This window comes from Prevotella sp. E9-3, from assembly GCF_022024015.1.
Lineage (GTDB): Bacteria > Bacteroidota > Bacteroidia > Bacteroidales > Bacteroidaceae > Prevotella.
The window spans coordinates 2,547,325-2,566,187 of record NZ_CP091786.1 but is presented as its reverse complement, the minus strand read 5'-3'; the positions used below and the strand labels follow the sequence as shown (position 1 = coordinate 2,566,187).

Sequence of the window (18,863 nt, the reverse complement as noted above, 5' to 3'; positions counted from 1 at the left end):
ATGATAAAAACGATGTCTAACATTGAGAAAAAACAGCGCGGTCTCTCTGTGAAGTATGACGAGCGCCGCGTTTATGAGCTTGGTTTCGGTAATCCTGATAAGAATTTTAGGAATTACAAGTTCTTTACTTGTGACATACGTTTTGGCATTGCTCAGCCTGTTCTGGAGGAAGCTGCCTTCCAGCTGCTTGGCTATGAGCGTTTTTCCATTACCGGTATGGGTGACAAGACTGTCATGCCAAACCCATGGGATGACCTTTTTAATACGCTTAAGTGGGCTATTGACAATAAGGGACTTAATCCGGACTACCTTAGACGTGTGAGCAAGTATGACTTCTCCGTTCCTGAGAATAAGAAAGGCGAACGTCCACAGCATACTTCTGATGATGAGTGGGAGCATTATGTCAAGCAGGTGATTAGCAATGAACGGCGTATCTTCTCATCTGAGGAACTTCGTGAAATTGCCGCTATTCTGCCGGATACGTTAAAGCTTGACCTGTTCAATGACCTTGTCAATATCAGCCGTATTGCTGATGTGCATGCAGTTGTCAACCATATCCTTGTGCAAAATGATGGTGACGATGCCGTGCGTTTCGTGAATGCCGTCAAAGAACGTCGACGGCAGCTTCGTGATCAGGGACTTCCTGTTAATTCCGATGCAGACCGTAACATTATTCGGGAACTTCTCACGGAAAGCCCGTTGCTTGCTATGCCAATGACAAGGGATGCAGCACGGAATCGTCTGCCTGAATCATCAAAACTCTTGGATAAACAGAAGTCTGACAATAAGGTGGCGAAGAAGGTAAAGATGAACGACAGACAGGAGGAAACCCCTCGCAGATCATTTCATCGTTAAAGTGAAAAGTGTATCAAACCAAAGTAATAAAGAATAATATGAAACAGACAAAATCAACAAAGACAGTAGCAAACAAAATGGTGGTTAAAAAAGTAGTACTCAAACAGCTCAATAATGAGAAGTTCGGTACGGTAAAAGTCGTCAAGACCGAAGATGGTGAAGGATTTGCCTGCCTTGACGACCTATGTGACATTCTGAATCTGTCCAAAAAAGAAGTGATAGAGAAACTTGATGGCCACCTGCATACTGTCTCACCCAAAAAGACAGAGGTGACAAAGTATGACACGGACTATGTGGATGAAGTCGGAATCTATCTGCTGTATTTCCTAAGTAAGGAGAAGTATACCATTCAAGTACAGAATTGGTTGGACAAGGAGTTTTTCCAGTCGCTGCATGAGCAACATCGTGTTGATGCAGGTACAGATCAAGGCAGTTTTATCTCAGATATGGACTTAAAGCGTCATGCGTTACGCGACTTAGCCACTGCAAACAATGTGATAAAGTCTGGCCATTTCATGAAAGGAAAGGATATTCCAGAATTGACGCAGTCACATCTGATAGGGTGGTGGCATAATCTCAATGACCAGACGGTTTTCATGCTTCAGTTCAACTGTCAGTCGGACTGTGATGTCTATAAGAACATCAGAATGAACGTTTATCTGAGAAAGATGGTTGACGGCAGGGTTGATATGTGTACCATGCATATCAGTTTCCTTGATCTCGATGATGACAATCGTGAGTTCTTCGTAATCGAAACGGTTATTCCCATTAGTGACGTGTTGGACGGGTCGATTCTCGATTATATCATGGAGGACCAGTTCCTCGATGAGGATATAATGGAACCAGGGAATCTTGAAATTGTATTAATACTGAATGCTACGATGTCGTTCCATCGTTCTCGTCGTATCGAGAAGAAGGAACAGCAGGGTCTCATAGAGTTTTTGTAGTTAGCCGGTAAACCGGGACAGAAAAAGGCAGGGAGTCGTAAGTGATTATCTGCCTTTTAACATTATTCGTTGGTACTATTTATTGTCGTTGATAAAACCTCAATTAGACGATGACGATAGTCAATCATAGTCGAATCGTCTAAATCGTAGGCCTCTCCTGTGGAGGTGACTATGCACCTTAACTGCAAGCCATCGTATTTAAGTAAGCACAATGGCTGTTGCTCCCCATTAACATTGGTGGTAACATGCATTGTGCCGTTGGCATCCAGTGTGGGCTTCAATGAGACCGGTATTCGCGTAAACTCTGAGATTGCAACTCGGAGATTATTTACACTCTGGAGCATTCTGAATAAACGTACTACCTCATGAACTTTGGTGTAGTTGTGTACCTCTCCCTCAACGGGCTCATATTTACAGGCTTTGATAGAGTTGGCAATAGCACGGTTACGATTATCCTGACTCAACATGATTTCCTTGGCGAAAGTCCTGTTTGAACGATAATATCGTTCCGTCTTTTCATACCCTATAAGTACCTTCCTGAGTGGAGTGAGAACGTCCTCGTACACCTGATAACTGGTATGACCGAATTTTTCCATCAGATGGTACAGAAACCATATCTCAATACAAGGATGGCTCTCAATAAAGGTTACCCCCATCTTCTCATACTTAGCCTTGGTCTGTAGGTATTGAGCATATTGCTTGTTGTCCTTTGTGATGGTGTCCGTGTCTATGACCAGGAATATAGCGTCGGCTCTTTCCTGTGGGTTCTTCTTTAACTCACAGTCGATCAGTTTGAGGTTCTGCTTGTAAGAGCTCTTTCCGTTCTGTGGTATTGCTGGCTCCATTGTGAAGTTGAACCGCTTAATGGCGCGTAGCGTGTCGAAGTAATGCCATTCAGTGATACCCTCACTGAAGATCTTTACTGTATATCGTAGTTCAAGCCTTCCCATCTTACTCTGGAATATTAGTGAAGATACTGCCGAGATTGGGTTTTGCTCCAAGTTTACCTCCGCGATAAGCATTGAGGATAGAGACGTCCTTATGTAATCCGAAGTCCTTGGCACGGTAAATTTCCGTGGCTCCAGCCTCGTTCTTGTTCGTGAAATAAACCATGTCGCGGCGAATGAAATCTTCGTCGAGCAGCATCAGGTTGTGAGTGGAGAATATCAGCTGCCCCCGTTCTGAGTTCACCAAGAAAGACTTGATGATATGTGTGAACAGATCATAGTGGAGAGAGTTCTCCAATTCATCACAGAGAAGAATCTGGTTCTGTTTGATGAGCAAGAATAAAATTGCTGCCAGTCCATACATTCTCAATGTACCTTCGGATTCCTCTGCATCTTTCATGTCACCCCTATAGAATGGCGTCTGGTGAGTGAAAAACAAGTTGTCTAATGGACCAGCTTCGAGAACCATGTCATCACTATCCGCCTTATTAGACATTATGAAAGTTCGCTCACTCTCCTCTTTTTCCTTTAGGTACAAGTCTGTGATGTTGAAATCTGCCTGAACTAGCATTTCACGGATAAAAGGCTTACTTGCCTCTATATCCTTGACAATCTCGTTTGCGAAGGAAACAATATCTGTATTGGAATCAAGGGATGCCAAAATCTGCAACTTCATATATTGAAGAATAGTGTCTAGCATATCGTTCCTGTCCACATTGGAGTTCTGATAGGTAGAGAGCACGGTTGCATTGGCCACACAGTTTGACTCAATGAAGAGTTTCTGAGTTGCCGTAAGCTTCAGCAGAGGGCCAAAGGTAACTGCCGATGACTTCTTTTCGGGATTCCATGTACGTTCATATACCAAAGCCTTTCGTGAATTTGGATAGTAGTACATCTCCTCATGGTACACTCTTTCAGCATCCAGTTCTATGGAATATTCGTAGCGCGAATCTTCAATATAGAAGATTATCGACATGAAGGAATGTTCGTTTCTACTGTCCTTATCCATCTTGAAGGGAACCAGACCAGTGCCGATTGACTGTTTGCGCGGTTCCTCGTTGGTCATAAACTGGAACAGCCAGAAAAGAGCCTTTAGTATGTTACTCTTTCCTGATGCGTTTGGACCATAGATGACACCTAACTTGGAAATCCTTACATTTTTGATCTTCACAACAGCATAATCCTCGTATGTGTTGTCGGCAGATGCCGTGAAATCCAGTATCTGCTCATCCCTTATTGAAAGGATATTCTTAGCTTTGAACTGTAGAATCATAAGCTGAAAATGAAATTTTTGAAAATTTTCTGCAAAAATAGGTATTTCAAATATAAAATCCAAATTTTTAATCGATTATTTACGTTTTTATAACAAATTCTTGATGTTTTGAGTGAATGAGAGCTGAAATGTTACGAATATAGGGTTGATAAACAACATTATATATTATGGCATATGATGAGGAGTTTCCGAGTAAGGATTGAATGTTGTTTTTCTTATCGATTGTTTGCGTAGGAAATATACGCAAAATACATAAATAATTGTAAATTGTTTGTAGATTTAATATAAAAGTTGTATTTTTGCAGCAATTTATGGCAGAAAAGAAATGATAGAGTGTATTAAGATCAAGAATTTTCTCTCGTTCAAAGATGAACAGGAAATATCTTTTGTGGCATCTCGTGAAATAAGTGCGAGCCAAAGCGAACAAGAGTCTTGGTTCACAGAGATAGGTGGTACAAGGTTACTAAAGATGCTTATATTTATAGGAAACAATGGTGCAGGTAAAACCAATGCTTTAAGTGCTATTAGTTATCTACGTCATCTTGCCGTTAGCAGTTATAGTGATAAGGAGGAAAAACCAACCTATAAGCCTTTCTTGCTGGATGAAGATTCACGTAATCAACCCACAGAGATTACTATGTATTATTATATAGGTGAAGAGAGATTTTCGTATCGGGTTGTACTGAATGCAGATTATATAGTAGAGGAATCATTAATTCTCCATAATGGACGTAGTACTGCTTCTGTCTATAAGCGGTTATATACCGATGGTCGGACAGTGATTAATTTTGGAAATAATTGCGACTTAAATAGTGAGGACAGAAAAGCACTTGTGGTAAGCACGCTAAATAATACAACGGTATTGGCTTCTTTTGGCTCAAAAAATCTTGCTAGTGAGGTTTTGAAGAAACACTATCTTTATTTCCGTAGAGAAATTCGAATGGTTACAGGTTCTGATTTTGATCCCATGGAATTGGTGGAAGATAAGGATGCGCTAAATCAGCCGACAATTAAGAAGGTAATCATTGATTTGTTGCATGGTGTTGACGCTAAGATAAACGATTATGTGCTCACGGAACATGTATTTGATATTCCCAAAGAATTTCTTGATGATGCGCCAAAATCTCTGATAGAACAGATTCGTAAAAATAGTTCTGATGGCAAGATTCATAAATGGGATATGAATTTCTATCACCAAACATCCCATGGCACATATCCTATTGATGTTGAGATGGAATCGAGAGGGACAATAAGTATGATTAGAATGGTTGTACTTATTCTAGATATGATTAAAAACAGACGCTGTACACTGATTGATGAATTTAGTTATTCAATCCACCAAATAGCAATGAACCTGTTATTACGGATGTATATAGCACTTACGTCTAGAAGTCAATTGATATTAACGACCCAGACCATAGCTCTGTTAATGAATAAAAGACTACGTCGCGATATTATCAGAATCTGCAAAAAAAATGAAGATGGAGAAACACAGATTCTCAAAGTAAACCAGTCCAAAATTCACAAGAATAATAATTTGTTTAAGGTATATATGGATAACGAATTGGATGGTCTTCCTTTCATAGAGGACGATTTCGATTTTGACACATTCATTACTGAGGTTAAGTCAGCTCTTAATTGACATAAGAACAGAATGATATATAAAAGCGTAGCATTGCTACGCTTTTTGTTTTTACACACAATTAGTTTGGACTTTTATATTATATATGCGTAGAAAAAATACGCAAAAACATGGAAAAATATTTGGAGGAATCAAATTTTCTCTTTACCTTTGCCGCCGATAAGTATTTTTTAAATGAAAGGAAATCATATTTATGTCAAAAAGAACATTAAGTCCACAGGATCAGAGAGTATTACTTGCCGAAGCAGGTGGTCAATGTGAATTAGATGGATGTCCAGAATTTATCTATGAGGATATGCTGACGAAGCAAGAATTCAATTTTGGTGAATATGCACATATTATTGGTGATTCGAAGGATGGCCCACGTGGAGATGTTGTCTTATCAGATGAGTACTGCACTAACAGAAAAAATATTATGTTGCTATGTCCAAAGCATCACAAAATGATAGATACACTCTTGGAGAAGTATTCTACTGAAGATCTCTTTGCGATGAAGAAACGTCATGAAGAGCGTGTGCGTCGCATTCTAAGCATTGGTAAGGATAGATTTTCCACGGTGATTACTTATGCTGCCAATGTGGGTTGTCATAATTGTGTTATCAGTCCTGACGAAGCTAATGAGACGCTACTTCTTGACGGGTGGTATCCATCTGAATCAAGACCTGTTGAATTAGGACTTGTAAATTCTTCTGTTAAGGATAAATCCCCAGAGTATTGGGCAACAGAGCAGCAAAATCTTGAACGACAATTTCAATTGAAGGTCGAACAATATATGCAAGCCAACAGAATGAGCCGTTTTTCCGTGTTTGCTATAGCTCCCATGCCACTGTTGGTGTTACTTGGAACTCTGATGTCAGATAAGTTTGATGCACAGGTCTATCAACTTCACAAGGAGCCCCGCTCTTGGATGTGGCAAGCTGATAAGGAGCAGCCATTCATGGTTAATGAACCGAGTGATAAGGGTGGTCACCCAGTATTGGTATTCTCCCTTAGTTCTGCAGCTATTCGAGAGAGAGTTGAAAAATTATACCCAGAAAAAGGTGTAAGCATTTGGGAAATGACGGTACCAGAACCCAACAATGACTATTTACGCTCAAAAGAACAACTGAGTGATTTTCGCGTGAAAGTTAGAGCCATCCTTGAAGACATCAATCATCATGCGCCTACCGGCGAAAGTATAGATGTTCATATGGCTATGTCAGTGTCTTGTGCAGTCACATTGGGTATGGTTCGCAATACAAAGGCTGATAGGGCATTCAACCTATTTGACAGAAATAATGATCAGGATATAAAAGTAATGACAATTTAAATATAGGAGATATAAAATGAACGAGAGAGACAAAGAATTAAATGAGGTTCTGGAAGAGTTAGCAAAGAATCTTGATATTACGGATACTGAAGACGCTGCTATTCGTTTGAGCTATCAGGCTGTAGGTGAATATCTAGCTCAGGAGGGCTCCTCACTTAGTGAATATGATGTGGAAATCTTTCCCCAAGGATCATTCAATCTTGGTACAATTATTCGCCCAATTATTGAAGGTGATGATTTGGATATTGATTTAGTATGTGAACTAAAGTCTAAGAAGCCAGAGTGGACACAGTACGATGTCAAGCAGCAAGTAGGAGATCGTCTAAAGGAAAGTAAGCGCTATAGAGAGCTGCTAGATGAAGAAGGCCGTCGATGCTGGACATTACTTTATCGTGATAATGCCACAACGACTACCCAGAAGTATCATATGGATATATTACCAAGTATAGTCGACAAGAACTATAAAACTATTGTCCGAGAGATGTTTTCTGCCAGAGAACTGTCAGAATCCGACTATGATAAAGCAGCTATTAGAATCACGGACAATGAAAGTCCTGATTATAAAACCAGCCCTTTGCCATTAACATGGCTGAAGAGCAACCCTTTTGGATATGCCCGCTGGTTTGAATTGCAGCAACAGAAAGGCGAAACCGGTGATGTGCGTTTCTTTACTAGAGATGATGTGAATCCATTGCCAGATAAACGAAAGAGTAAGACAATACTTCAAAGAGTAGTGCAGCTACTTAAACGACACCGTGACATTCACTATGGTGGGGATGATGATAAACCTATATCTATAATAATAACGACTCTTGCAGCAAAAGCTTATGATGGAGAAAAGGACCTTGTTTTAGCTTTCCGCAATGTCGTTGCAAAAATGAGAAATTATATTGAGACTCGTATAGAGGATGGAAAGGAAGTCAAATGGGTGCCAAACCCAGTCAATAGTCAAGAGAATTTCGCTGACAAATGGCCTGAGACTCCTCGAAAACAGCGTCTTTTTTACGAATGGCTTGACAAGCTAGAGGCAAATGTACAAAACATGGTATCTTCTAGTGATCGTTTGTTACTTGAGCGACACTTTAGTGATTCGTTTGGAAAAGATATGTCTCAGAAGACATTTGCTGCCTTAGCCAAGCGTAAACTCGAAGAGCGTAAATCAGGCAACTTGCGTATGGGGGCAACTGGCATTTTATCTTCTGTCGGAAGCACAGCCGTAGCAGCTGGTCACAATTTCTTTGGAGGTGAGGACGATGAATAAGGAAATGTCCACAATGGCACAGGCACAGCAGCTAAGGTCTCACTTTCCAGGCTGCAAGTTGGAAGTCGGGAGGCGGAAACTTGTATGGTGCTATGATATTCAGCCTACTGCGATGAGTCGTTGCTACACAGTGAAAATAAAGTATCATCCAAATTCAAAAGGGGTTATGACGCCGGACACCTATGTGTTGTTCCCGAAGCGTCTCACTTTAGCAGAAGGAAAAACGAAATTGCCACATGTTTATTGTAACGAGTCTCAGAAGATTTGCTTATATGATTGGCGTAATAAAGAATGGAATCCTACTATGTCACTTGCGACAACAATTGTTCCATGGGCTTCTGAATGGCTATACTTTTATGAGGTTTGGGTGATGACGGGCGAATGGTATGGAGAAGGAAATCATCCAGGAGATGAGAAGGATAAAAATGGCGAATAGAGGAGACCTATAGTTAACCTCAGTTATGAGTAAGAGTCCGTTTGATATTAAAAAGGCAGGGAGTCGATTGTGATTCTCTGCCTTTATTTATGTATAGATGGTATACTTTTCAATTATTATCTCCAAAAGTTGGGTTGTTTTATCGTCTTTCTGTATATATAGTGATTTATAACCCCCCATTTTGATAGAAAAAACTACTCTTTCCGAGAGCTGCACCCGCTTTCGCGATGTTGTACAAATTGTACGCAACACTGATAGGCAGGGCTATGATGCCGATGACCATAGATATTGCAAGTTTGATGGCTATGAAGATTAGCATCGTCAGGCAACCGCCGATGCAAATCATGTTGTTCATGAAGCCAGATAGCACTGAAAAGCCACAGAAAAGAGCTGCCATAGCATAGCCATCAAAGATACGTCCATCAGGGACATTGTCGAATACGAGGTTGAGCCTGTAGCCGATGATGAAGAGTACAGCGTAAGTCACCAGACGCAGGAAAGCCTCACGGAAAGCCCTTGCCTCGTTATAGTTGCTGAATACCAAAGAAAGAATCCGTCCCATTCTCTTGAATACTGTCGTGTTTGTTGTTGTCATCATAGTCGTACTGTCTTTAAAGTTGATAAATGTGAATTGAGCCATATCCCTTTTGTGGAGCATCTATCTCCATCAGGGTGCAGCCAAGACTCATTAGCGTGCCTCCCGTGGACTGGGCATGTAATGTGCCAGGCTTGTCACCCGATGGAAGAAACTGCCTGTCAAAGAATACCTCCCTTGTCTTTCTGCATCCGCTGGATCTGTTCCTTGTTCCGTTCAATGAAAGTCCGACATACCGCATTGAGAATATTGCCGAAGTTGAACTGCCTGCAGTTGATGCGGATGATGTCGAGAGCCCGCTTGATTTCTGGGTTCAAGACTACGGTAATCCTGTTCTCGTCGGGATTGTCGTTGTAGAACTCCGCATACCTGACCATCATATCCCACTCACCAGAACCAGCCTCGATGACTGGCTGCACATTCGTCTGCTTTCCTCGACGTGCTCTTGCTACTTTTGGTCTTTGTGGTGTCGTATCTACAGGTGCAACCGCAGGACTTTCATTCTGAACAATCTCTTCACCCTCAGTATCAGAAGCGGTTTCTTCTGCTTTTGTAACCGCCTTCTCTTCCGATACAGTAGGAATCGGATCATTCTGTGCATCCATGAATGCGCCCAGAGAATCCAGATTGAGGATGTCGGGCTGCTGAATTAACTTGTTTGCTGCCATACTTATTCCAGTTTTTGAAGTTCATTGTAAATCATGTCGAAGGCAGGTGCTACGCACTCAGCCTGAATCTTCGTGTTCCCGAAGGTGTTGTAACGGGCAATGTCAGCCCTGTCAGCTACCATCGGTGTGACGATGCCACCTGCCTGTGCCAGTGCCTCGTCCGTCTTCTTCCATGTCTGAAGCTCCGCTGCCGTACCCCGGGTACGGATGACGAGGTTCGGTACAAATATCAGTTTCGGCTTCTGCCGTCCTTTGAGGTAGGTTATCCAGATCTTTCCCACCAGATTGAGAAACTTCTGAGTTGCACTCAGACAGTTGAACTCATACTGATACGGACAGACAATCACATCGCTGAAGCCCAGCAAAGGCACCATACCCTCCAGATAGATATTGCCGGGAGAGTCAAATAGATAGATGCCGTTGGCAGTCTTTACAGACTTTAAGAGCTGTGCCGACTGCTGCAGGCGGTCAATCTCAATCTGCTTGACCTCGTAAGGCACCTTATCCGTTTGCAGGCTCTGGCTGTCAAACTTGCGCTTGTCAACGATGGAGTGCTGCCGGTCACAGTCCAGGACACAGACATCAGACACTTTTTTCTCAGACAGATAGTTGGCGAAGAGCGTACACAGGGTGGTCTTACCTACACCACCTTTCTCATTCGCCCAAGTAATGGTAATGTTCTTTTTCATTGCGATACATATTTAGTTATTACAAATTCGATACTACTTATCATACTCTGTTAAGACCGACGTATCATCGCCCTTTCATCATCCACCTCACCATAGCTGTTGCGGTTTGCATCCGGATTGTAGTTGATGCGGTCACTGCTGCCAATCTCATTCGATATAGGACGGGACTTGCCAGAAGTAACATGATGCTTATACTCCGAGGCCTCGATGTCTGCAGAACGTGAAGTTTTGAACTTGCTCATGTCTATGCCACTGGCTTCAAGGTCAACGACCTCCCTCTTCGACGGATTCACGCAGAAGAACTTGTCTTCAAAGCGGTACGTCCAGATACCCTCGTCATTCAGACGGTCAAAGATACTCTCGTTGCAACCCTTATCCTTTCCCAGCTCCAACTGCTCGTTGATGGTGTAAAGGGTGGAATAAATGTTATTGCCATTCTCTGAAACATGCAGATGCTCAGAAGATACATTGAACATTTTGGAGAGCAAACGAACCTGTTGGTCGTTGACTGGCGAAAAGCCCTGTACCCAAGCCACCTTATCGTTATACTTGATCTTTTGTACGAGATAGTCGGCCAGCCCCACTTTGTCCTTTCCCATGATGATATTGCCGTGTTTGATATAGCAGCCATAGAAACGATGAAGGTCATGATTGAGGTCGAAGGTCGTTGCCAGCGGATTCTCACGAAGCTTGTCCTCGATGAAGAAGTCCACCTTCTGAAGCTTCTCCTCACGGCTCTGGAATTGGAGCAGATTCTTGATGCCGAGTATGTCACCACCTTTGAATACAGACTTAGTAGCATTGTCCACTACCATATAGCCATAAGGCGAAAACTCGTTGCCTAGGAACTTGATACTGATGCCGAATTTCTTCTTTACCATCGATTCCAGTTCCTCACGGCTGGTACTCTGGTCACGGTACTTTTTGAGAATAGCCCGTAACTGACGGATGCGCTTCTTCTCATCCTCACCGTTCTTACGGCATAGTTTTTCTATTTCCTTGACAGCAATCTCATCCTGTACCTGTCCACCTCTTTTAATATATATGTCCTTGTCCTGGATGTAAGCCTCGTAGCCCGAAGTCTCGAAGACAGCCATGAACTGAGAGACAGACTCGAAGTGATAGGACTTGGCCAGTTTCATCATTTCAGAGTTCTGGTGCTTCTGGTCAATGCTCATAATCGACTCGATGGCCTTCAGTGAACGGATGTTCTCCAAAGAGTCGGCAATCTTCTTCCCGTCAGGACTGATACGGCTTGTCACAATATGCAGATGGTTGTTGTCCGTGTCGTGGTGAAAGTACATCAGCACAGGCTGCCCCTCATTGTTGTAGCCCATCTTGTCCAGATACTTCCATGCTATACTAATCATCTCTTCCTTGGAATACTCAGAACCCTTACAGGAAATGGCAGCATGAAACTGAGTCATCCGTGTACGGTCATTCCTGGCAGAATAGTCCATGAGATAGTTACGAAGAGACGTGATACCTCTCATATCGGGAGCATCCTGCAGATACCCGAAGTTACGAATGGCCACTAATTCAGCTACACCATTCTCCACCTTCCGCTCGTTGTAGCGGACTGCAGAGAAGGAACTGCTTGACTTTAGAATCGTTGCTATCATACTGGTTTCTCGCTAAAAATACGTGTAAAAATCTTATGTTCCGTAGCTGCAATATCACTGTTCAGAGAGAATAGCTGGTGCAGTAATGGCTCAACAGAAGAAGTGATTACCTGCATATTATACTCACCGTTTGCAGCAAGTAGGTTGCAGTAATGCGCTATCTGATTGAGGTTGTTCCCGATGCGGTTCAGATCAGATTCGTGCTTCGATATGAGCGGATAAAGCATGTTCATCGACTCGATGCGACGCTTCATTAGCGTGTCATCATAGTGGGCTACAGCATCACGTATCATGGCACTGATGGAGCCATAGTTTGCCGCCTTTGCCTCGAACATATCCCTTTCCGCACCGCTTACTCGGAGCTTTACTATCTGGTCTTTGTTTCCGGAATCTTTCATGGTCACTGAAAAAGTCTGTGAGTTGCGAACAGACTTGTCCTCCCAGCCGAAGGTCTGGCAAGTGGCGTTTTGTGGTCACAAACGCACAACTTGCAATCCCATCAACGATGGAGCCGTCTGTCCTGTTGGACACTCCCCGGAATAAAGGTCGGTCAGAGCCGTTGGCGGAGGCCTGCCAAAATTGAAGCCGATGGAAATCCATCGCCGAAGTCGTTGCAAAAGTACTCATTTTCATTTGTCTATGATGTCGTTTTAAAAAGTTTATTCACTTGTGCATTCATGCGGTTGTACCCTTGTACCCTTGTGCTTGCACAACTGCACACACTTACGCAGTCATCATTTCATGCAGTCGTGTCCTTGTACGTTTGTGCAAGCATGATTGCACAATCTTGTTCGATTGTGCCCTTGTGCCTGCACAACTGCACACAATGATGCAGTTATTCTTTCGTGCTCTTGTGCTCGTATGCTCTCGTGCTTGCACTCACGCATACATTCGTGCAGTTGTACGTTTGTGCAAAGGTAGCAGGATAGGCAAGACTCAGAAGAGAGTCCTGCCATCCTGCCTGTATGATGGCCATGCCCAGCAAAACCTTACCCACTTGCTCTCCTTGTCGCACTTACTTAGAGCCTCACGGAGCAGAGATACCAGCTCATCATGGCTGATGCCGAAGTTCGTGCAGATGCAGTCAATGTCATCCCCGTCCTCCAAATGCCAGGCGGCTACCTGTTCTACGACGCGCTCCAAGTCCTCCCTGTCAACCTGGAACTCGTCGGGGATTGCCTCGCCCTGTCCGTCTGTGAGAAAATCCACGTTGCACTCGAATACGATGTTGAAGAGACGGAGGAAATAGTCCTTGCTCACATCGTCATAGTTCCTAATCCACTGCTGCAGGTCGCCCTGTTCGTAGCTGACCCTGTTAACTGTTGCAACTCTTAGTTCTTGCATGTCGTTTGAATAATTGTGGCGGGCTGGTTAGACCCGCCGTTACCTTTGTTATCAATGATGGCGGTCATTATGCCGCTTTCTTATGCTCGATGTACTTGGCTCCCGTTATGAGTACCTGGTCATCCCGGAACTTGACCCTGCACTGGAGTACAGACCAGCATCGGTGGTTCTTACGCCTGTAGAGTCTGATGTAATAGACCTCCTGCTGATTACCCGTCTCCTTCGCATAATGCTTGATATGCTGGCAGGCGATTCGATACGAGGGCAGTTCATTGGCAATCTGCTGCCCGTTGCTTCCAGTCTCTACATTGAAGTAAAAGCGGTGTCTGGGATAAACTGTTGTTTGAGTCATAACTGTGAATTTTGATTTTATCGACTAAGCCTGAGTCCCGAGGGGGATGAGATTTTTCCTTTTTCTCCGTCTCCTGGAGTGCAAGCTTTTTTTTATTTCCTTCATCGGCTGAAGCATCGCCGTCAGGGTTTTCGATTTTTCCGGTGCCGTTAAGAGTGAAAGATCAAGAGCTCATGACCAGATAATTTCGTGCGTTCTTCTGGAATACCCGGCTTTGTCCGAGTATCAGACAAAACGGGAAGCCTGCCGGAAGAAAGCAAGCGAAATAGCAACGTGGTATTTGGCCATCAGCTCCTTTCACTACCTTTGCACCGCAAAATCAGGAAACCAAGGCGAAGCGGGGATAACAAGATGAGGGAAAAGTGGCGAGCACTCCAGAAGAGACAGACGGAGAAAAGCGTAAGGTCTTCTCGCACGTGAAGCCACAAAGTTTTGGAAAGTGATGGCACAGCAGACCTGCTATGCCGACTCTCCCGACATGCCAGTTCCGTGTGCCGGCAAAGGCCTCACGGGAATGAATGCAGAGGATGAATGGTGCTGCGGTTCATCGTTGTCGATGACAGACCTTGTCCTGCAGAGCGTTTCGGTATATTAGGCTTGCCCAACATACCGAATCCCGAGAGCAGGATATGGTCTGAGCAGCAAGGGGAATACTTGTCAGAAGTGTGCGTGTCTGAACAGGATACCCGCACTCCTGACGTGTATGACCAGATCCAGGCATCCTGCATCCGTTCTATGTGAGGACTGTCGGCAAGCGGAACAGTAAGGCACAGTGACAGCCGTACCTTACGCTGGCAGAAGGGAAACAATAAGGCTTTCCATGTCTGGGTGTCAGACATGAGCCAAAGGGCCGGCTATCACATCAAAAACGGGTTCACAGTCAGTAAACTATGAACCCGGAACTATCATAATCCTGTGATTTCAGTCACGAACCACCCTTGCTAACCAGCAAGGCACGTTATGGAAGAAGTTTATCTTCCGTAACATGGTATTTGCCGCTTCGCGAGAGTCAAAGGTCTTTGCGCACTCAGGGGCTTTAGTCCAGGTAATACGCTTTTTACTGAAAGCAGCCATGTATTCCTCGTTGTCATTCTGTATGATGTACTGTGTCATAACCGATACTTTGAAGGTTAATCATAAAAAGAAAAATGCCCGTATAGCCGGTAGCACAGCTTATAGACGGCTATTCTTTGCCGTCCTCGTTATCTTTCATAGTTAGAATTTCCAGCTTGGTGACAGCGAAGATGATCTTGCTGCGCTTCTTGCCATCCTCTTCCCATGTGTCGGGCTTGAAGAATCCGTGGCAGCCAACGTACTTACCTTTCAGGTCCTTCAGCTCATCCTTCTTGTCGTTGGAGATCCACTTCTCAACAGGAAGCAGTGCAGTCTTGGTAGACTTCTCATCACCCTTGTTCTCTGTGTGGCTCACTGAAAGGCAGAAACGAGCAACTGAGCTCTTCTCAAATTCCTTAACTTCAGGTACTGTAGCGACGAATGCGCTGATTGAAAACTCATTAAACTTTTTCATAATTTCTAAATTTTAATTGGTTTATATTCAATTTATTCGAGGCAACCAAACGACGCGGAAAAGTGGTGCGACATGGATTTATCTGTGAATACACGTTTTGTTTATTGCCCATAGGCAAAGACCTGTCGTTAAAGAAAAAGGAAGATTCATGGAAAAATCATTGTCCAAGGCCGGGAGGCAGTCCACGGAAGAGCCGGAATTTAAAACAGGCTCCCGCTTCGTAACTTCGCGGAGAATAAATGAGTATAACGCCAAGATTAAAATGGAAATGAAAAAGTAGAGTTTACAGAGCGCATCAGCACAGTGACGGATAGGGATAAAAAGAGAAGAGCATACCGTATCTGCAGAGAGTAAGCCGGAGAACAAGAATGATGGGACACCAACCATGCTCCCAATGTTGAGACAAGAAAGACCAAGCCAAACAGCAGAAGCATGGGCCGACCTAAAGGGATGGCTGGCTGCAACACCGATTATACATAGACACAAAGGAAGAGGGTAGTGAGGAGCGAAACAACAGAAATCAATTAGGAGCTAATGGAGATTCTTGAAAGATGACAGGGAGGCAGAAACCAAGGATTAGCCTGTGCCATCGGCTATACGGGCATGGCTTGTGACGTAGTACACCATACTGGGTATCAAATAAAAGCTTCATTTTTCCGTTTTTAAATTAAAAAAGCAATGGAGAAAATAACATTATGTCACGATTATGTGCCAGGAACAAATCCTGGCATTCTTTTTCAACTTGAGGATGGAGAGCAAGTTTTATATCATTCTACCGGCATTCAGGCAGATCCTGATGATGCCGGAACTAATTCAAGCTTGCGTAGTGAACTGGACCGACATCGTTTGGCCATGTGTAAGGCCTATACCATCATGCAGGTTCGTAGGATGGACATGACCAGTCGTGTTTTCGAGATGGAAGTGTCCCGTATATTAACAGACAACTACGACCTCCCCACTAAAACACGTTCCAAACCGTTATATCCACGTCTGATACGATATATTGAAGAGGCTCACCGTGACGGTATAATGGGCGATGGCCGATATGCTGTTGCTCTTGGCAAAGCCAAGAAACTACATAGGTTTCTTTACATCATTGGTCGAAGTGCGATTACTGTACGTGAGTTCTCGACTGAATTGGTGCTGAAATTCCGGCACTTCGTATATGATGAGTACATGTATGTCCCCCAGTTCCCAGAGTTATATCCTCGTGGCAATGGCCATCGTCCTCCTACGAAGCGAATGAAAGACACGACCGTTGTACATGATTTGAAGATCCTACAGGCCTTTTATGAGGAGCTTAAGAATGCTGACGAAATCCGCCGCTCACCATTCCATAACATATCTGGTGAGCGGCGCCGTGTCATCATGCATGTGATGTATGATACGCCAGTTTGTTTACGAGCAGAGGAGTTCAAATCGGTATTAGAAACCTCTGTGCCAGTAGAATTACAATGGGCTAAGGACCTGTTTGTGCTGAACTGTGCTATCGGTTGTCGCATCAGCGACCTTCTTCGCCTGACCATGGAAAAGGTGGCGGTGTCAGATGAGGGCATTCCCTATGTACATTACATACCTTCGAAGACCTCAAAGTTGCAGACTACCAATGTTGAGGTAGTCACACCGTTGATTGAACCTGCTCTAGAGATTGTGAACAGAACGCAGTTGAAGTTGTTAGACTATAATCCTCACTACGGCAAACAACGGTATAATATAGCACTACGAAAGCTTTTGTCGTATTGTGGTATCACACGGAAAGTAAGTGTCTTCTGTCAGGAAACAGGTGACAATATCTACAAACCTCTATGTGAGGTAGCGAGTTCGAAACTAGCCCGTAAGACACATATTGATATGCTCAGCAAGGTACAGATCAATTACTATGTCGCAGGTTTGCATCGAGCTGGATCGGATTCGGTATTCAGGTATACGAATCTGGAGTTAAGGGATAGGTATGAATTGTTCAAGATTGCATTTGGGTGTTAAGACGATGAAAGAGTCTTTCTTTTAAGTATTTACTTCTGCACTTTCTTTTAGCTTCTCTTTTCTTGGTGCATTACCAAAGAAAAGGAAGCCAGGCGAATTTGCATCACCTGGCCACCTATATGGTAATAGTTCAGAGCTTACCGCATTCCGCATAGCTATAGTAGCATCCGTCCGTTACAATCACATGGTCGGTAAAGTGAATGCGCTTGATTTCAGCGGCCTTCTTCACGCTTTGGGTCAGCATGTCATCGTACTTGCTGGGATGAAGGCTTCCTGATGGGTGGTTGTGGCATATAGCCAAGATGCATGCATTATTAAGGACAGCTTCGCGCATGATGATTCGAATGTCAACACTGACTTCCGTAAGACCTCCCTGACTGATGCACTCTGCTTTAATGAGTCTGTAGTTGTTGTTCATCAGCAGGATATAGAAATGCTCTGTTTCTAAGTCCATCATCTTCGGTAGCATGTAGTTGTAGATGCGGGTGGCGGTGGCCATGTCGGGTTTAAGTGCTGCCATAGCCTTTTGTCTGCGCTTGCCGAGTTCTACGGCTGCAAGGACTTTGCAGGTGGTGCAGGTGCCCACACCTTCCACATCGTTGATTTCATCGAAACGAGCCTTGCCGAGGGTGTTGAGGTTGCGGTCGAACTTGTCCAGAATGTTCTGAGCGACATCTACTGCGGTGAGTTTGCTTGTTCCGCTGCCAATGAGGATGGAAAGGAGTTCCGCATCAGAGAGCGCTTCCACTCCATATATCTGAAGTTTTTCACTTGGGCGGTCTTCGATAGCCCACTGTCTGATAGTCATCTTCACGGTATTTGCCGTGTCTGCCTTTAATGCTGTTGCTGTATTCATAATCTTGAATTTTAATTGAGTTGTTTCTTCTTGAACTGCTTGGTCTTTGCGAGGAACATGGCCATTCTGACGTGTGCTCCTGCCTGCTCCATCTTCTCACGGAAATCATCGGAAGTTCTGCCCGTGGTGCAGATGTCATCGATGATGAGGATGCGCTTGCCATGGAAGAAGTCCGTGTCAATCCATACATTATCCTCGGCTGCATACTCTCCGCAGATATGAACCTTTTCACGTTTGCCGATAACCTTGATGTGGTCGAAGCCGTTAATGGCACCGGTCATGGCACATACATTCTCTGAGAACTTACGGAAACGACGTGTATAGGTCTGTTGACAACTAGCAGGGATGCACACGATGATGGTGTCTTTCAAGTCCATGAGTGCGAGAGACTTTGCAAAGAGCCGTGAAACTCTCTCAGTGGCATACTTGCGTCCGCTCTTGAAGTCTATGATTAGTCGGTCTGCCTCCTGCGCCTCAAATGATGCGTGTCTGAGGTATTTCTGCGGCAGGTAACTCATCAGTGCGTATTTGAAAATGCCTTGGTTGTCCATATTCT

The 18,863-nt window shown here is 43.9% G+C and carries 21 protein-coding genes; 8 read left to right on the top strand and 13 right to left on the bottom strand.

Annotated elements, in window-relative coordinates; genetic code table 11:
- The gene (locus L6475_RS09950) at positions 1-855 is read left to right on the top strand and encodes a hypothetical protein (RefSeq protein ID WP_237819555.1); all 855 of its coding nucleotides are present in this window, start codon (positions 1-3) and stop codon (positions 853-855) included.
- 38 nt (positions 856-893) lie between these two features.
- Positions 894-1,802: a BRO family protein gene (locus tag L6475_RS09945; RefSeq protein WP_237819552.1), complete on the top strand. Its 909-nt coding sequence runs from the start codon at positions 894-896 to the stop codon at positions 1,800-1,802.
- Between the two features lie 62 nt (positions 1,803-1,864).
- Here L6475_RS09945 and L6475_RS09940 read toward each other — a convergent pair whose 3' ends face one another.
- Both L6475_RS09940 and L6475_RS09935 read right to left on the bottom strand, forming a co-directional pair.
- Positions 1,865-2,752: an RloB family protein gene (locus tag L6475_RS09940; RefSeq protein ID WP_237819550.1), complete on the bottom strand. Its 888-nt coding sequence runs from the start codon at positions 2,750-2,752 to the stop codon at positions 1,865-1,867.
- A 1-nt stretch (position 2,753) separates the two neighbouring features.
- A complete protein-coding gene (locus L6475_RS09935; protein ID WP_237819548.1) occupies positions 2,754-4,022 on the bottom strand; it encodes an ATP/GTP-binding protein in 1,269 nt (422 codons plus the stop codon).
- A 325-nt stretch (positions 4,023-4,347) separates the two neighbouring features.
- On the opposite strand from L6475_RS09935, the gene L6475_RS09930 reads away from it, so the two are divergent.
- The 4 genes from L6475_RS09930 (at position 4,348) to L6475_RS09915 (ending at position 8,670) form a co-directional block, all read left to right on the top strand.
- On the top strand, positions 4,348-5,664 hold the full coding sequence (locus L6475_RS09930) for an ATP/GTP-binding protein (RefSeq protein WP_237819545.1): 1,317 nt from the start codon (positions 4,348-4,350) through the stop codon (positions 5,662-5,664).
- A 193-nt stretch (positions 5,665-5,857) separates the two neighbouring features.
- Positions 5,858-6,973 carry an SAVED domain-containing protein gene (locus L6475_RS09925; protein ID WP_237819543.1) on the top strand — a complete coding sequence of 372 codons (1,116 nt, stop codon included), beginning with the start codon at positions 5,858-5,860 and terminating at the stop codon, positions 6,971-6,973.
- Positions 6,974-6,989: 16 nt separating this feature from the next.
- The gene (locus tag L6475_RS09920) at positions 6,990-8,234 is read left to right on the top strand and encodes a nucleotidyltransferase (RefSeq protein ID WP_237819541.1); all 1,245 of its coding nucleotides are present in this window, start codon (positions 6,990-6,992) and stop codon (positions 8,232-8,234) included.
- A 130-nt stretch (positions 8,235-8,364) separates the two neighbouring features.
- A complete protein-coding gene (locus L6475_RS09915; RefSeq protein ID WP_237819539.1) occupies positions 8,365-8,670 on the top strand; it encodes a hypothetical protein in 306 nt (101 codons plus the stop codon).
- A 166-nt stretch (positions 8,671-8,836) separates the two neighbouring features.
- On the opposite strand, the gene L6475_RS09910 is transcribed toward L6475_RS09915, so the two are convergent.
- The 7 genes from L6475_RS09910 to L6475_RS09880 form a co-directional block, all read right to left on the bottom strand.
- Positions 8,837-9,268: a hypothetical protein gene (locus L6475_RS09910; protein WP_237819537.1), complete on the bottom strand. Its 432-nt coding sequence runs from the start codon at positions 9,266-9,268 to the stop codon at positions 8,837-8,839.
- A 158-nt stretch (positions 9,269-9,426) separates the two neighbouring features.
- Positions 9,427-9,933, bottom strand: a complete 507-nt coding sequence (locus L6475_RS09905; protein ID WP_237819535.1) for a hypothetical protein — start codon at positions 9,931-9,933, stop codon at positions 9,427-9,429.
- Positions 9,934-9,935: 2 nt separating this feature from the next.
- A complete protein-coding gene (locus L6475_RS09900) occupies positions 9,936-10,622 on the bottom strand; it encodes a ParA family protein (protein WP_237819533.1) in 687 nt (228 codons plus the stop codon).
- Between the two features lie 50 nt (positions 10,623-10,672).
- Positions 10,673-12,244 carry a relaxase/mobilization nuclease domain-containing protein gene (locus L6475_RS09895; RefSeq protein ID WP_237819531.1) on the bottom strand — a complete coding sequence of 524 codons (1,572 nt, stop codon included), beginning with the start codon at positions 12,242-12,244 and terminating at the stop codon, positions 10,673-10,675.
- On the bottom strand, positions 12,241-12,642 hold the full coding sequence (mobC, locus tag L6475_RS09890; RefSeq protein WP_237819529.1) for a plasmid mobilization relaxosome protein MobC: 402 nt from the start codon (positions 12,640-12,642) through the stop codon (positions 12,241-12,243). Before mobC ends, L6475_RS09895 begins: the two co-directional genes overlap by 4 nt.
- A gap of 538 nt (positions 12,643-13,180) precedes the next feature.
- Positions 13,181-13,588, bottom strand: coding sequence for a hypothetical protein (locus tag L6475_RS09885; RefSeq protein ID WP_237819528.1), 408 nt, complete (start codon positions 13,586-13,588; stop codon positions 13,181-13,183).
- Between the two features lie 67 nt (positions 13,589-13,655).
- Positions 13,656-13,940, bottom strand: a complete 285-nt coding sequence (locus tag L6475_RS09880; protein WP_237819526.1) for a hypothetical protein — start codon at positions 13,938-13,940, stop codon at positions 13,656-13,658.
- Positions 13,941-14,382: 442 nt separating this feature from the next.
- On the opposite strand from L6475_RS09880, the gene L6475_RS09875 reads away from it, so the two are divergent.
- Positions 14,383-14,535 carry a hypothetical protein gene (locus tag L6475_RS09875; RefSeq protein ID WP_237819523.1) on the top strand — a complete coding sequence of 51 codons (153 nt, stop codon included), beginning with the start codon at positions 14,383-14,385 and terminating at the stop codon, positions 14,533-14,535.
- Positions 14,536-14,861: 326 nt separating this feature from the next.
- Here the strand turns inward: L6475_RS09875 and L6475_RS09870 are convergent, their stop codons facing one another.
- Together L6475_RS09870 and L6475_RS09865 are read right to left on the bottom strand one after the other, a co-directional pair.
- On the bottom strand, positions 14,862-15,053 hold the full coding sequence (locus L6475_RS09870; protein WP_073203531.1) for a hypothetical protein: 192 nt from the start codon (positions 15,051-15,053) through the stop codon (positions 14,862-14,864).
- A 70-nt stretch (positions 15,054-15,123) separates the two neighbouring features.
- Positions 15,124-15,468 carry a hypothetical protein gene (locus L6475_RS09865; RefSeq protein WP_073203527.1) on the bottom strand — a complete coding sequence of 115 codons (345 nt, stop codon included), beginning with the start codon at positions 15,466-15,468 and terminating at the stop codon, positions 15,124-15,126.
- A 678-nt stretch (positions 15,469-16,146) separates the two neighbouring features.
- Between L6475_RS09865 and L6475_RS09860 the strand changes: the two genes are divergently transcribed.
- A complete protein-coding gene (locus L6475_RS09860) occupies positions 16,147-17,451 on the top strand; it encodes a hypothetical protein (protein WP_237819522.1) in 1,305 nt (434 codons plus the stop codon).
- Positions 17,452-17,581: 130 nt separating this feature from the next.
- On the opposite strand, the gene radC is transcribed toward L6475_RS09860, so the two are convergent.
- Positions 17,582-18,307, bottom strand: coding sequence for a DNA repair protein RadC (gene radC, locus L6475_RS09855; RefSeq protein ID WP_237819520.1), 726 nt, complete (start codon positions 18,305-18,307; stop codon positions 17,582-17,584).
- An 11-nt stretch (positions 18,308-18,318) separates the two neighbouring features.
- Entirely contained in the window at positions 18,319-18,858 is a 540-nt protein-coding gene (locus tag L6475_RS09850; protein ID WP_237819518.1) for a phosphoribosyltransferase, read from the bottom strand.
- Positions 18,859-18,863 lie beyond the last annotated feature (5 nt).

Coding starts and splice junctions, on each gene's coding strand:
- L6475_RS09950 (WP_237819555.1), top strand. CDS start 1: ATGATAAAAACGATGTCTAACATTGAGAAAAAACAGCGCGGTCTCTCT.
- L6475_RS09945 (WP_237819552.1), top strand. CDS start 894: ATGAAACAGACAAAATCAACAAAGACAGTAGCAAACAAAATGGTGGTT.
- L6475_RS09940 (WP_237819550.1), bottom strand. CDS start 2,752: ATGGGAAGGCTTGAACTACGATATACAGTAAAGATCTTCAGTGAGGGT.
- L6475_RS09935 (WP_237819548.1), bottom strand. CDS start 4,022: ATGATTCTACAGTTCAAAGCTAAGAATATCCTTTCAATAAGGGATGAG.
- L6475_RS09930 (WP_237819545.1), top strand. CDS start 4,348: ATGATAGAGTGTATTAAGATCAAGAATTTTCTCTCGTTCAAAGATGAA.
- L6475_RS09925 (WP_237819543.1), top strand. CDS start 5,858: ATGTCAAAAAGAACATTAAGTCCACAGGATCAGAGAGTATTACTTGCC.
- L6475_RS09920 (WP_237819541.1), top strand. CDS start 6,990: ATGAACGAGAGAGACAAAGAATTAAATGAGGTTCTGGAAGAGTTAGCA.
- L6475_RS09910 (WP_237819537.1), bottom strand. CDS start 9,268: ATGATGACAACAACAAACACGACAGTATTCAAGAGAATGGGACGGATT.
- L6475_RS09905 (WP_237819535.1), bottom strand. CDS start 9,933: ATGGCAGCAAACAAGTTAATTCAGCAGCCCGACATCCTCAATCTGGAT.
- L6475_RS09900 (WP_237819533.1), bottom strand. CDS start 10,622: ATGAAAAAGAACATTACCATTACTTGGGCGAATGAGAAAGGTGGTGTA.
- L6475_RS09895 (WP_237819531.1), bottom strand. CDS start 12,244: ATGATAGCAACGATTCTAAAGTCAAGCAGTTCCTTCTCTGCAGTCCGC.
- mobC (WP_237819529.1), bottom strand. CDS start 12,642: ATGAAAGATTCCGGAAACAAAGACCAGATAGTAAAGCTCCGAGTAAGC.
- L6475_RS09885 (WP_237819528.1), bottom strand. CDS start 13,588: ATGCAAGAACTAAGAGTTGCAACAGTTAACAGGGTCAGCTACGAACAG.
- L6475_RS09880 (WP_237819526.1), bottom strand. CDS start 13,940: ATGACTCAAACAACAGTTTATCCCAGACACCGCTTTTACTTCAATGTA.
- L6475_RS09875 (WP_237819523.1), top strand. CDS start 14,383: ATGGCACAGCAGACCTGCTATGCCGACTCTCCCGACATGCCAGTTCCG.
- L6475_RS09870 (WP_073203531.1), bottom strand. CDS start 15,053: ATGACACAGTACATCATACAGAATGACAACGAGGAATACATGGCTGCT.
- L6475_RS09865 (WP_073203527.1), bottom strand. CDS start 15,468: ATGAAAAAGTTTAATGAGTTTTCAATCAGCGCATTCGTCGCTACAGTA.
- L6475_RS09860 (WP_237819522.1), top strand. CDS start 16,147: ATGGAGAAAATAACATTATGTCACGATTATGTGCCAGGAACAAATCCT.
- radC (WP_237819520.1), bottom strand. CDS start 18,307: ATGAATACAGCAACAGCATTAAAGGCAGACACGGCAAATACCGTGAAG.
- L6475_RS09850 (WP_237819518.1), bottom strand. CDS start 18,858: ATGGACAACCAAGGCATTTTCAAATACGCACTGATGAGTTACCTGCCG.